This is a genomic window from Burkholderia torrens (assembly GCF_984668525.1).
On record NZ_OZ480212.1, the window covers coordinates 1,605,511 to 1,618,081 of the forward strand.

At 67.8% G+C, this 12,571-nt stretch carries 10 protein-coding genes; 2 read left to right on the top strand and 8 right to left on the bottom strand.

Translation table 11 applies throughout. The annotated features are described in order from the left end of the window. The 5 genes from AC5LXX_RS23440 to AC5LXX_RS23460 form a co-directional block, all read right to left on the bottom strand. A complete protein-coding gene (locus AC5LXX_RS23440) occupies window positions 1–2,220 on the bottom strand; it encodes a xanthine dehydrogenase family protein molybdopterin-binding subunit (protein WP_493411142.1) in 2,220 nt (739 codons plus the stop codon). A gap of 1 nt (window position 2,221) precedes the next feature. Next, window positions 2,222–2,677, bottom strand: a complete 456-nt coding sequence (locus tag AC5LXX_RS23445; protein WP_124447527.1) for a (2Fe-2S)-binding protein — start codon at window positions 2,675–2,677, stop codon at window positions 2,222–2,224. A gap of 151 nt (window positions 2,678–2,828) precedes the next feature. Further along, window positions 2,829–3,128: a putative quinol monooxygenase gene (locus AC5LXX_RS23450; protein WP_493411143.1), complete on the bottom strand. Its 300-nt coding sequence runs from the start codon at window positions 3,126–3,128 to the stop codon at window positions 2,829–2,831. Window positions 3,129–3,221: 93 nt separating this feature from the next. After that, window positions 3,222–4,280 carry an NADPH-dependent curcumin/dihydrocurcumin reductase gene (gene curA / locus AC5LXX_RS23455; RefSeq protein ID WP_493411144.1) on the bottom strand — a complete coding sequence of 353 codons (1,059 nt, stop codon included), beginning with the start codon at window positions 4,278–4,280 and terminating at the stop codon, window positions 3,222–3,224. Window positions 4,281–4,513: 233 nt separating this feature from the next. After that, window positions 4,514–5,134 carry a TetR/AcrR family transcriptional regulator gene (locus AC5LXX_RS23460; protein ID WP_493411145.1) on the bottom strand — a complete coding sequence of 207 codons (621 nt, stop codon included), beginning with the start codon at window positions 5,132–5,134 and terminating at the stop codon, window positions 4,514–4,516. 297 nt (window positions 5,135–5,431) lie between these two features. On the opposite strand from AC5LXX_RS23460, the gene AC5LXX_RS23465 reads away from it, so the two are divergent. Then, window positions 5,432–7,003 carry a hypothetical protein gene (locus AC5LXX_RS23465; protein WP_493411146.1) on the top strand — a complete coding sequence of 524 codons (1,572 nt, stop codon included), beginning with the start codon at window positions 5,432–5,434 and terminating at the stop codon, window positions 7,001–7,003. A 111-nt stretch (window positions 7,004–7,114) separates the two neighbouring features. Here AC5LXX_RS23465 and AC5LXX_RS23470 read toward each other — a convergent pair whose 3' ends face one another. Both AC5LXX_RS23470 and AC5LXX_RS23475 read right to left on the bottom strand, forming a co-directional pair. Then, complete coding sequence (locus tag AC5LXX_RS23470; RefSeq protein WP_493413401.1) at window positions 7,115–8,134, bottom strand: DNA-binding protein; 1,020 nt, start codon at window positions 8,132–8,134, stop codon at window positions 7,115–7,117. Between the two features lie 523 nt (window positions 8,135–8,657). Beyond that, window positions 8,658–9,515, bottom strand: coding sequence for a phage tail tip lysozyme (locus AC5LXX_RS23475; protein ID WP_493411147.1), 858 nt, complete (start codon window positions 9,513–9,515; stop codon window positions 8,658–8,660). A 323-nt stretch (window positions 9,516–9,838) separates the two neighbouring features. On the opposite strand from AC5LXX_RS23475, the gene AC5LXX_RS23480 reads away from it, so the two are divergent. Continuing rightward, a complete protein-coding gene (locus AC5LXX_RS23480) occupies window positions 9,839–10,732 on the top strand; it encodes a hypothetical protein (protein WP_493411148.1) in 894 nt (297 codons plus the stop codon). 47 nt (window positions 10,733–10,779) lie between these two features. On the opposite strand, the gene sctC is transcribed toward AC5LXX_RS23480, so the two are convergent. After that, window positions 10,780–12,567 carry a type III secretion system outer membrane ring subunit SctC gene (gene sctC / locus AC5LXX_RS23485; protein WP_493411149.1) on the bottom strand — a complete coding sequence of 596 codons (1,788 nt, stop codon included), beginning with the start codon at window positions 12,565–12,567 and terminating at the stop codon, window positions 10,780–10,782. Window positions 12,568–12,571 lie beyond the last annotated feature (4 nt).

Sequence of the window (12,571 nt, forward strand, 5' to 3'; positions counted from 1 at the left end):
TCAAGCCGTCTTCAGCTGGTTGCCGACCGGCAGCTTGCGCAGCCGCGTGCCGGTCGCCGCGAAGATCGCGTTCGCCAGTGCCGCCGCGGTCGCGGCCGTGCCCGGCTCGCCGATCCCGCCCGGCGCCTCGCCGCTCTTCACCAGATGGACCTCGATCGGCGGCACCTCGTTGATCCGCATCATCCGGTAATCGGTGAAGTTGGTCTGCACGACGCGGCCGTCCTCGATCGTGATCTCGCCGTACAGCGCGCCCGTGATCCCGAAGACGATGCCGCCCTGCACCTGCGCCTCGATCGTGTTCGGATTGACGAACATGCCGCAATCGACCGCGCACACGACGCGCTTGACCTGCACCTCGCCGCCTTCCACCGCGACGTCGATGACGATCGAGAAGAAGCTGCCGAACGCGTGCATCACCGAGACGCCGCGCCCTTGCCCCTTCGGCAGCGATGCGCCCCACCCGGCCGCCTTCGTCGCGACGTCGAGCACGTTGCGGGCGCGCGGCGTCTTGTCGAGCAGCGCGCGGCGGTATTGCACGGGGTCGGTCTTGGTCTGCGCGGCGAGCTCGTCGATGAAGCTCTCGACGACGAACGTGCTGCGCGTCGGGCCGACGCCGCGCCAGAACGCGGTCGGCACGTGGCGCGGCTCCTGGCGCACGTAGTCGACGAGCTGGTTCGGCAGGTCGTACGGCAGTTCGGACGCAACCTCGACCGCGTCGGGATCGACGCCGTCCTTGACCGCGGGCGGCGCGAAGCGCGCGAGGATCGACGAGCCGACGATCCGGTGCTGCCACGCGACCGGCTTGCCGTTCGCGTCAAGCCCCGCCGAGATCCGGTCGTAGTAGCACGGCCGGTACATGTCGTGCTGAACATCCTCCTCGCGCGTCCAGATCACCTTGACCGGCGCGTTGACCTGCTTGCCGACCTTCACGGCCTGGCCGATCATGTCCGTTTCGAGCCGCCGGCCGAAGCCGCCGCCGAGCAGGTGGTTGTGCACGACGATCTTGTCCGGCGCCAGGCCCGTCAGTTGCTGCACGGTATCGCGCGCCCGCGTCGGCACCTGCGTGCCGACCCAGATCTCGCAGCCGTCGCCGCGCACGTGCACCGTGCAGTTCACGGGTTCCATCGTCGCGTGCGCGAGCAGCGGCTGCTCGTACACGGCGTCGACGCGCGTCTTCGCGTTCGCGAAGGCCTTGCCGACGTCGCCTTCCTTGCGCGCGACCGCGCCCTTGCCGTTCGCCGCCGCCTGCGCGAGATCCGCGAAAAGATCCTTCGTCGACACCTTCGCGCCCGCGCCTTCGTTCCACTTCACGACGAGCGCCGATGCGCCGCGCTTCGCGGCCCACGTGTGATCGCCGATCACCGCGACCGCGTTGTCGACGCGCACGATCTGGCGCACGCCGGGAAGCTTCTTCGCGGCCGTGTCGTCGACGCTCGCGACCGTGCCGCCGAACACCGGGCTGTTCACGATCACCGCGTACAACATGCCGGGCAGGCGCACGTCGAGCCCGAACTGCGCGGTGCCGTCGACCTTCTCCGGTGAATCGAGGCGCTTCGCGGGCGTGCCGATCAGCTTGAAATCTTCCGGCTTCTTCAGCACGACGTCCTTCGGTACAGGCAGCTTCGCCGCGGCGTCGGCCAACTGGCCGTACGACGCACGCCGGCCGCTCGGTGGATGCTGCACCTCACCGTTGGCCGCGCGGCAACTGGCCGGATCGACGTTCCATTGTTTTGCGGCCGCCGAGACCAGCAGCGTGCGCGCCGTGGCGCCTGCACGGCGCAGCGGTTCCCACGCGTAGCGTATCGACGTCGAGCCGCCGGTGAGCTGGCCGCCGAGCAGCGGATCGAGGAATAGTTTCTCGTTCGGCGGCGCATGATCGAGCGTCACGCTCGACAGCGGCACTTCGAGCTCCTCGGCGATCAGCATCGGCAGCGACGTATAGACACCCTGCCCCATCTCAACCTTCGGCATCACCAGCGTGACCTTGCCGGCGCGGTCGATCTGCACGAACGCATTCGGCGCGAACACGCCCGGCTGCGCGGGTTCGGCCGCATCGCCGCCGATCACCGAGCGACGTGTATCGTCGCCCGCCGCGGGCAGGCTGAAGCCGAGCAGCAGGCCGCCGCCGGCCGCCGCGCCGAGCGACATGCCGAGTTTCAGAAACGACCGGCGCGACACGCCCGCAGTAGCCCGGCCTGCTTCAATGAGTCCTCGCGACATCTCAGGCCTCCTTCGCGGCTTGTTTCACGGCCGCGCGAATCCGGTGATACGTGCCGCAGCGGCAGATGTTGCCGGCCATGGCCGCGTCGATGTCGGCGTCGCTCGGGTTCGGGTTCGACGCGATCAGCGCGGTGGCTGCCATCACCTGCCCCGACTGGCAGTAGCCGCACTGGACGACGTCGAGCTCGCGCCACGCCTGCTGGACCTTGTGGCCGGCCGGCGTCGCGCCGACGGCCTCGATCGTCGTGATCTTGCGGCCCGCGACGGCGGCGACCGGCAGCACGCACGAACGCGCGGCAACGCCGTCGAGATGCACGGTGCACGCGCCGCATTGCGCGATCCCGCAGCCGAACTTGGTGCCGGTGAGGCCGACGACGTCGCGCAGCACCCAGAGCAAGGGCATGTCGTCGGGGGCGTCGACCGGGCGGGTTTCGCCGTTGATGTTGAGGGTGATCATTCAGCCTCCGGGGCCGTTGTATTGGGGAAGCGGCGCGAACGACGGGCGCTGCGCCGTCTGGTTGTCGTCATTGCCGTTGCGTCGTGCGCAACGGGTGCCGCGCGGCCCGGGTGCGGGCGAGCCGCGGCGGTGGTGTTGCGGGCTTGCGTCGTTACTCGGCCACTTCGATGGCCGACAGCACCTTGATCACCGGCGGTGCGGTGAACCAGTCGGCCGACTTCGTGCGGAATTCGCCGAAATACGGGCTCGCAAGATGCGCGTCGAACGCTGCCTGGTCGTCGTAGATCTCGTACAGATGCAGGTTCGGCGAACCGTCCTGCTCGCGGAACAGGTCGTAGCGCCGGTTGCCCGGTTCGGTGCGCGTCCTGGCGACCATGCTGCGCAGCTCGGCCTCGGCGGCCTGTGCGTGTTCGGGTTTCAGGAACAGCGAAGCAATCACGTGAAGTGCCATTTTTCCACTCCTTTGAAAACGGAAACGAGCATGCCACAAGCCGGCGTTTCGCGACGCCAGCGTGCAGCGGTTGTATGTCGTCGAGCGGAGCGATCAGGCCAGTTCGTCCGGGCCCACGCGCACGACGACCTTGCCGAAATTCTTGCCGGCAAGCAAGCCGATCAGCGCTTCCGGTGCATCGGCGAGATCGGGGACGACGTCCTCGAGCGTCTTCACCTTGCCCTGCGCGACCCATTCGCTCATGTCCTTCAGGAACGGCGCATAGCCCGTTGCATAGTGATCGAGGATGATGAAACCCTGCATCCGGATGCGCTTGCGCAGGATCGTGCCCATCAGTGCCGGCACGCGGTCGCGGCCGGTCGACGTCGCCTTGTCGTCGTACGCCGCGTCGTTGTAGTGCGCGATGATCCCGCACACGGGCACGCGCGCATGGTCGTTCAGCAGCGGCCACACCGCATCGAACACGGCACCGCCGACGTTTTCGAAATAGACGTCGATGCCGTTCGGGCATGCTTCCTTCAGCTTCGCGGCGAATGCCGGATCGCGATGGTCGACGCACGCGTCGAAGCCGAGCGAGTCGGTCACGTACGCGCACTTGTCGGCGCCGCCCGCGACGCCGACCACGCGGCAGCCCTTCAGCTTCGCGATCTGGCCGACCACCGCGCCGACCGCGCCGCTCGCGGCCGCGACGACCACGGTTTCGCCGGCCTTCGGTTCGCCGATCTTCAGCAGCCCCGTGTACGCGGTGAAGCCCGGCATGCCGAGCACGCCGAGCGCGTACGACGGATGCGCGAAGTCGTGGCCGAGCGGAATCAGGTCGCGGCCGTCGGACAGCGCATAGTCCTGCCAGCCGGCCCCGGCGACGACGAGATCGCCTTCGCGGAACGCCGGCAGGTTCGACGCCACGACGCGGCTGACCGTGCCGCCGACCATCGGCTGGCCGAGTTCGGCCGGCGGCGCATAGGACGGCGCGTCGCTCATCCGGCCGCGCATGTACGGGTCGAGCGACAGCCAGACCGTGCGCAGCAACACCTGGCCGGCGCCGGGCGTCGGCACGTCACTGGTTTCGGCGCGGAAGTTGTCCGGCGTCGGTGCGCCGACCGGGCGCGAAGTCAGGATGATCTGGCGATTTGCGGTCTTGCTTTGCGGCATGTGAGCCTCCGTCAACAGGAATAAAGGTGCTTCGTGGGCACGATCGGATCAGGGATGGACCAGCAGAAGATGCGCGCCCGCGCCGCGTCGGCACTCGGGCCGTCGATGCCGCACGCGTGCGGTTGGAGCAATCGGGACAGCGTAACGCGGAGTGAAGCGCTCGTCATGCGTGTTTGAGTAGACCAGTCGTCTAGAGTCAGGGCAAAAACAAGACGCGCCAGAGCGCGCCCCACTTACGACTGCGCACCGCCCTGCGCGGCCTGCGGCAGGTTCAGCATGCGCCGCGTTTCGGCCATCGCCCTTTCGAGCGGCTGGCGGTTGCGATGAATCTTTTCCAGCAGCGTCGCGCCCAGCCACAGCTCGTACAGGATCGCGGCCGTGTGCGACGGATCGTCGACCGCACGCAGCGAACCGTCGGCCAGCCCGGCCTCGATGCCGCCCGCGAGCCGCTCGATGATCCGGCTCGTGCCGCGGCGAAGCACCGCGCGCATCGCTTCCGACAGATCCGACACTTCCGCGCCGAGCTTCACCGCGAGGCACTTGCCTTCGGGATCGTCCGCGCATTGCGTATGCAGCCAGTTGCCCCAGTACGTCATCAGGCGCTCGGCGCCGGTGCCGGCCTGATGCTCGAGCAGGTTGTCGAGATGCGCGAGATAACCGTCGAAATACGATTCGAGCAGCGCTTCGCCGAATGCCTCTTTCGAGCCGAAGTAATGGTAGAACGAGCCCTTCGGGATGCCCGCCGCGGCGAGAATCTCGTTCAGACCGACCGCCGAAAACCCCTTGTGGAGCATGATCGGCTTCGCGATATTCAGGATGTGCTGGCGAACTTCCGCGCCTGAAGATGCATTCATGATGGCGTATGTTAGCAACGATTAGACCGGTCGTCTAGCAACGTCGAACCGGCATGTTGAGCGGCACTTTACCCGATCCCCGCCGGGTGCCCAATGCCCGGCCGGCGTTTCCCTGACCCGCCGCGTGCGCGGCGTCACACGAGCGACTCGGTTTCGTCGCAGGCGTTTCATCGATCTCCCGCTTAAATACGCGCGGCGCATGTGCCGGCAATTGCGAAAACGCGGCCGACATTGCACACGTGTGCAATGCGCCGGACCGTCGTTGCCTCCTCTCGAACCCGTGACCAGGAACGCCCCATGACCGCCTCGAAACCCGCCCGTCCGCCCGCGCCGAACCGCCGGCGCTTCATCCAGCGCGGCGCCGCGCTGACCCTGTCGCCGCTCGTCGGCACGCTGGCCGCCTGCGGCGGCGACGGCAATCCGACCTCCGCGTCGTCGTTGGCCGCGACCGGCGCCGCGAATACCGCCGCGCGCAGCTACGGCATCGCCGATCGCTCGATCACGATCAACGTCACCAATGCGATTCCGTCGACGACGCTCGCGTTCGGCAACGCAGCGAGCCAGAGCGGCTCGACGCCGCAGGCTTCGCAAGCGTCGATTGCGACCGGACAATCGACGGCCGTCGGCGCATCGAACAGCTGGGGCGATTGCACGGGATCGTTCGGCCTTGCCGGCGGCGACGCGTCGTTCGCGATTGCGTACACGCATCCGTTCGGCTCGCAGCCGACCACCGTCAGCGTCACGCCGTCGGCCGGCTGCGTGTCGGGCGCCGACGCCGCGACCTTTCCCGGTCACGACTCGGTCGCGAACATCAACCTGTATCGCGGTGTCGCGACCGCGAACGGCGCATGGGTCGTCCCGCTCGCGCAGCTCGCGACGCCGCCGTCCAATAACTGCCAGGATTTCGCGAACAGCATGTTCGGCAGCAACGTGCGCACGGCCGCGGCCATCCAGTCCGCGTACCAGGGCACCGGGTCGCTCGGTTATGTGCCGCCCGCCGATTTCACTGGCGGCCAGCTTGCGGGCTTCGTCGCGCAATGGGTGCGGCGCTGGCAGGACGGCGCGTCGTATACGGTGCTGCCCGCGGCCGATGCGCAGCTGATCGATGCGCTGAAGCAATACGTGTCGAGCGCATCGAACGCCGGCCCGCTGACGATGTGGGTGCCGCAGATCGCATGGCAGGCCGGCACGGACCCGGCGGTCTTCGCGCTGACCGGCTATCGTGCGTTTCCGTTCGTCGACGCGCAAGGCAACTGGGTGGCGGCGACGTTGTCCGCGTTCCTGACGCTGATGGCGGCCGGCTCGCACCTCGTCGCGATCAGCGCGGCGAGCGACCTGCCCGCGGGCGTCACGATGCAGGCGTTCGACAGCTTCATGGGCGCCAGCGGGCTGACGACATCGACGGATATCGGCAACTCGCACTACGCGTCGGTCCTGAACACGACGGGCCACTACTACCTGAGCGTCGGCAGCGATTTCGCGCCGGTGAACTGCGGGCTGATCCTGTCGTTCCTGTACGGGCGCACGGTGAACAACCTGCTCGCGGGCGCCGGCACGTACAACACGTTCATTCAGCTCGAGGGATGGCAGGCCGGCGGCTCGCGTCACAACGCCGACTACGCGACGTATCAGCAGACGCTGTGGAACATCTCGACGTACGGGGCATCGGCGTACAGCGAGAAGCGTGCGACGTCGATCTTCCTCGCACCGGCCGGCTGGACGCCGCAGGTCTACCAGACGACGCGGATGATGCCGTACGTCGGCGCCTATGCGCAGTCGAACGGCACGCCGCAGGGCTGGCTGAATACGTCGCTCGTGACGATTCCGGCCGATGCGCCGCCGCTGCCGTCGAAGTATGTGACGAGTTGAGCTGAATCGGGCGGGCCGGCGCTCAGGTGCGCGGGATCGGGTGCGTTTGCCTGCCGCCCGACGCCTTCGGCGTGCGTCGACTTCGGTCGGCGCACGTTTGCGGTTGCATCGTCAGCGCGGCGCTTCGCCGGCGCGCTTTCTCGTGCGGGCCGTGCGTGCTTCCCGCTGCGCGGCCGGCGCCGTCTTGACGCCGCGCAGCGGCGCCCGGCGGGCGAGTATGGCCATCTCGCGCCTCAATGCATCGAGTTCCCTGCCGCGTGCCGCATCGGTCGCCAGTGCGCCGTCGAGCTGCCCCTGAAGCACGCCGCATCGATGCAGCGCGTCGCCGAGTTGCGCCTGCAGGTCGGCGATGTCCTTCCGGTGTTGCGCATCGCGTTGTTCCGTGCGCGATGCGGTCGCGTCGAGCTCCTTTTGCAATCGCGCGGCCGCGAGCCGCTCGCGATCGATCTCGTGAAGCGCCCGCTTTTCCGACGCACGCAAGCGTTCCTCGGCGCGGCCCGCGTCGTCGCGCAAGCGGTCGAGCTGGGTCGTGAAATCCGCGCGTGCCTGCGCGAGTGCGCGGTCGCCTTCCGCGTTGTCGGCCTTCAGGCGTTCGATATCCGCTTGCAGCGCGTGTCGAGATGCTTCGTCGGCCGCCCTCGCCTGCTCCAGTTCCTGGATGCGCACCTGCGCGGCCAGCAGTGCGGCCGTGCGTTGCTCCAGTGCCGTTTCGGTGCGGGCCAGCTCGGCCTGCAGCGTCGCGACTTCCGCTTTCGCCGCGACCCGTTCGGCTTCGACTTCCGCACGCAACGCGTCGAGCGCGGCTGCTGCGTCGGTGCTCGACCGGTTCCACAGCGCGGCGACCAGTTCGCCGGCCGCCGCCTGCAGATCGGCCGGCAGGTCGGGATGTTCGATGCGCACGCGGCTCTTCTCGCGCAGCTCGGCCCAGAACTCGCCGAGGACGGCCGTCGGCGTGCTCATGCTGCCCTTGCGGACGAGCTGGTACAGGCGGTTGGCCGTAGGCGTGATGCCGAAGCGGAAGAACAGCAGCGCGCAGGCTTCGCGGTACAGCTCGCGGGTTTTCGGGAAGTCGGCCTTGAGGCGCTCGATTTCGGCGGTCAGGCGGGGTTCGTCGGCGGCGAGATCGGACATGGAGGGGTTCGTCGGGAATTTCGTAAATAATATAACGTAAACCGTTAAATATCCAATCATTCAAATCCGATGATTTGACATTATTTCTATAATGTTGAGCTGAGGGTTTGCTCGGCCTTGCCTGCTGTTTGTCGTGAGCGATACCGGCACGGCGGGAACAAGCTCGAGTGAGGTCGTGTGAGGGCGCGCTTTCGCCGTAGCGAAAGGCATATGGTGGCGGTGTGCCGGGCGATGCCCTGTCGCGTTGCCGCGTGGTCGCGCTGCGACGTGCATTCGTCTCGTCGTTGTTGAACGGGCGCGTGCCGCGCACCTCTCGCGGTGCGGCTGGATGCCGCCGCTCTGTCAGGGGATGCGGATGATGTCCGTGCGGCGCCTATGTGCAGTCAGGCGTCACATCGCAGGCTGGCCGGTCACGATCGCGGCTGGTGTGCCGCCGCTGGAGGTGCGCTATGGAGCAAGTCGAGGCCGGCGGACAAACGGACCACCGCCACCCCGTGCCGCCGCGCCGAACCGCGAAGACGGCTCAGAGACCTTCGTTCAGGAAGTTCTGCGCGTACTGGAGCCGGTTGTCCATCTGCGGATCGGTCGCCTGCTCGTAGTCGGTGTCCCATACCTGCGCGGCCTGCGACACGTTCGTCGTGCTCTTCAGGTCGGAGATCGTCTTGCTGTACGGGCCGTCGAGTTCCTGGTTCATGTAGCCGATGTTCGCGTCGAGGCTGCCCGGATCGAGGTTGTGCTCATGCGCATACGCGATCTCGCCCTGCTTGCGTGCACCGCCCCATTGCGCGAGGCCCCAGCCGTTCGCGTTGTCGTCCGCGAAGTTGCCCGACGGCGCGCCTTCGGCGCCGCCCTGGTTGACGTTCGGCTTCAGCCCGCTTTCCTGCTGCAGGTTGCCGAGCACGCCCGCGATCTGCGTGTCGTTCAGCCCGTAGCGGCTGCGCAGGTCGTCCGCGATCGCGTTCGCCGCGCTGCCGCCGGTGTTCGCGGGCAGCGTCGACGCGTTCTGGCCGTGCGGCTGCCCGTCGCTCTGGCCGCCTTGCGGTTGCGGCGCGCCGGCATTCGCCGGCGGTGCATTGTTGGCCGGAGGCGCGTTGTTCGACTGCGGCCCGTTCAGCGAGAACGAAAGCGGTGTGCCGTTGCCGCCGCTTCCGCTGCAGTCGTCGCTCGCGAGCCGTATCGACGGCATTCCTCCCGCGCTTCCCCCGCCGGCAGGCTGCGTTCCGTCGGCGGCCGACGCTTGCTTGAGCGCGGCGAACACCGCCTGCAGGATCTGCTCGAGCTGCGCCAGCACCTGCGTGATCTGCGCCTGGTTCGAACCGGAATCCTGCGAAGGGTCGAAATTCGTCGACCCGGTGGAATTCACACTCACTGACAAGGACATGACTGCCTCCTTCCGGGAATCGCTTGACGGGCCACTTCGACGGACTATAGGCCGCGTGACGGGCGGCCCGCGCGGCCGGTGCGAAGCAGGCGACAGGTTTGCGAATCGGAACGAGGCGCGGCGCGTAGTCGGCGCCATCGATGCGAAGTCGTGGCCGAACGTTTTCCCCGTATCGTGGCGGCACTTCGCACCGTGCGCCGGCGTTTCGTGTCGTGCCGCACGCACGCTGCACCGAGGCATACAGTCGAATGGCCAACGGTGCCGGCCGGCGCAAGCGCGCCACGCGCACCTACCCTGTCCACTCCCCGCGGAGAACAGCGACCATGATCACCATCACCCTCCAGGGCAACGCCCCGATTTCCGCGGCCGATTCCGCACCCGATGCCGGATCGGCGGACAACCCCGGTTCGCAACAGGTCGCGCAGATCATCCAGGAACTGATGGCGGCGCTCAAGAGCCTGTTGTCGGGGCAGAACGGCGACGATTCGTCATCGTCGCCGGCGATGGGCGGCACGGGCCGGTCCGCCCCGCCGCTGGCCAACTACGAGGCGTTGCCGCAGACGTCGCCGCCGAACGGCCAGAATGCGCCGATCGAGCCGAACACGCAGAACACTCAGCGCACCCGAAACGACCAGACCCAGCCGGCCGGCGGGCCAACTTCCGGAGCGCCGGCAAAACTGTCGACCAACGCCGGCGGCGTGGCGCGGGCCGGCGCGATAGAAGGCATCGACCCGGCGTCGACGCAAACCGTCAACACCGGTACGGGCAGCGACAAGACCTTCAACGTCACCAACAACACGAACCGGCCCGAGTCGTTCACGTACTCGGTGCAAGGCCAGAACAAGGCGACCCTCACGCTCGCGCCGGGCCAGACCGGTACGTTCGTCGGCGGTTCGCACGACATCGGCGTGCGGATCTCGCCGTCCGACGCGAGCGGCAATACGCATCCGAACGAGGTGCTGTACGAAGACGGCGGGGCCGACAATGGTCAGGCGTCCGGTGCCGGCAATCCGGACGTCAGCAAGGTCGACGGCAACAAGGATTTCGCCGGCAACGACGAGAACATGACAGTGACGCTGTCCGACGGGCGCACGGCCGGCGACGGCGACGCGATCCGCCCGTACATGTACTCGACCGACGACGCAGCCGCGATGGGCCTCGCGGGCGATCCGAGCAAGACGGTCAATATCGTGATGTCGGACGCCACGAAGGCCTGACGACGCGCGGCGAGCGCCGCAACGGCGCACGCCTCGCCGGGCGGCGGTCAGAAGTGAATGATCCGCGGCGTCAGCAGGAACACGCGTTCCATGTGCTTGTGCGATCGATCGGTATTCCGGAACAGCGCGCCGACCAGCGGAATCCGCGACAGCCACGGCACCCGCGCGACGCCGTTCGAATCCTTGTCGGTGCTGTAGCCGGCGATCAGCAGGCTCTCGCCTTCGCCGACGAACGCCTGCGTGTTGATCTCGCTGCTCGTGATCACCGGCAGCGTATCGACGAGGTCGCCCGTGAGCTGGCCGTCCTCGATGTGCACGTCGAGCTTGATCCGCGTCGCGCCGTTGTCCTGCACGACCATCGGCAGCACGCGCAGCGAGGTGCCGGTCGACACCGAATACAGGTCGCCGGACGTATAGCCCTGCACGCGCACGAAGAAGCGCGTCTTGTTGTCCATCACGGCCTCGACGTTGTCGAGCGTCGCGACCTTCGGGCTCGAATCGATCTTCGCCTCCGACGTCGATTCCAGCGCGGTGATCCGCGCGAGCAGGTAGCGCCCGGCATTGCCGAGCACCGCGGTGATCGCGCCGCCGACGGGCGTGGCCGCGACGGACGTGGTGCCGTCGGCCAGCGTCGTCACGCCGAAATTCGGGTTGATGTTGCCGTTGTAGCCGTTCTGCTGCATCGTGCCCGAGCCGGTCTGCAGGTCGACGTGGCTGTTGTGCGCGCGCCAGTCCACGCCAATCTGCCGCAGCAGGTCGTCGTCGATCTCGATGATGTGCGCCTCGATCTCGATCAGGTTCGGGCGCGCGTCGAGCTTCTCGATCAGCGGCGCATAGAGACCGATGCGTTGCGGCGTGTCGCGGATCAGCACCGAGTTGGTGGTCGGATCGGCTTCCACCACCGGCAGGCTCCGGTCGCCCGGCCCCGGGTCGGCCGCCATCGCGCTTCCCGCCCCGCCCTGCGACGCATCCATGACCGCGCCGTTCTTCGCGCCACCGGACTGGCTGCCGCCGCCGAGCAGGCCGCTCACCAGGCTGCGCGACGTGTCGCCGCCCACCATGCCCGGCGGCAGCGGCGGCACCGGCGAGCCGCCCGTGGTGCCGCCGCTCGCATCGGTCATCGGCGAGAGCCGCTCCAGGCCGCCGATCGCCGGCACGGCACTGCCGCCGCCCGCGCCGGACTGCTTCGAATGATAGAGATTCGACACGACCGTCGCGACGCCGGGCACGACCACGTTCTTGCCGTCGAGCTGCACCTTGTGGTCGGCCGCCCACGCGCTGCTCAGTTTGAACGCGCGCACCACCGTGCCGTTCGAGCGCTGCATGTTCTCGTCGAGATGCTTGGCGACGCCGGCCACCATCTGCACGTATTGCGGCGGGCCGCTGATGATCACGGTGCGCGCGCTGCTGTCGTAGGTCAGCGGATAGCGCTTGTCGTCGAGCCGCATGCCGCGCAGCGTGGTGTTGAGATCGTTGATCGATGCATTGTCGAGCCGGACGATCTGCCGCGTGACGTCGTTCGCATTACTGATCGACATGACGCTGCCGTCGTAGAACCACACGAAGCCGAACGTCGCGGCGAGCGTGTCGAGGATCCGTTGCGGCGGCATGTCGAAGCGGCCGGTCACGGTGCCCTGGACGTTGTCGGCGATCGATGCCGTCACGCCCTGGCTCGCGAGCAGGTCGCGCAATACGTCCTTCAGGTCCTTGCCTTCGGCCGTCACGTGGGCGACGCTGCTGCGCCAGCGCACCGCATCCGCGTGCGCGGCCGCCGTCGCGCCCATGCCGATTACCCACACGGCCCACGCCGCGCAAAATATCGCCTTCGATCTCATCGCT

Bases quoted from the DNA above. Each gene is read 5' to 3' on its own strand.
- AC5LXX_RS23440 (WP_493411142.1), bottom strand. From the start codon at position 2,220: ATGTCGCGAGGACTCATTGAAGCAGGCCGGGCTACTGCGGGCGTGTCG.
- AC5LXX_RS23445 (WP_124447527.1), bottom strand. From the start codon at position 2,677: ATGATCACCCTCAACATCAACGGCGAAACCCGCCCGGTCGACGCCCCC.
- AC5LXX_RS23450 (WP_493411143.1), bottom strand. From the start codon at position 3,128: ATGGCACTTCACGTGATTGCTTCGCTGTTCCTGAAACCCGAACACGCA.
- curA (WP_493411144.1), bottom strand. From the start codon at position 4,280: ATGCCGCAAAGCAAGACCGCAAATCGCCAGATCATCCTGACTTCGCGC.
- AC5LXX_RS23460 (WP_493411145.1), bottom strand. From the start codon at position 5,134: ATGAATGCATCTTCAGGCGCGGAAGTTCGCCAGCACATCCTGAATATC.
- AC5LXX_RS23465 (WP_493411146.1), top strand. From the start codon at position 5,432: ATGACCGCCTCGAAACCCGCCCGTCCGCCCGCGCCGAACCGCCGGCGC.
- AC5LXX_RS23470 (WP_493413401.1), bottom strand. From the start codon at position 8,134: ATGTCCGATCTCGCCGCCGACGAACCCCGCCTGACCGCCGAAATCGAG.
- AC5LXX_RS23475 (WP_493411147.1), bottom strand. From the start codon at position 9,515: ATGTCCTTGTCAGTGAGTGTGAATTCCACCGGGTCGACGAATTTCGAC.
- AC5LXX_RS23480 (WP_493411148.1), top strand. From the start codon at position 9,839: ATGATCACCATCACCCTCCAGGGCAACGCCCCGATTTCCGCGGCCGAT.
- sctC (WP_493411149.1), bottom strand. From the start codon at position 12,567: ATGAGATCGAAGGCGATATTTTGCGCGGCGTGGGCCGTGTGGGTAATC.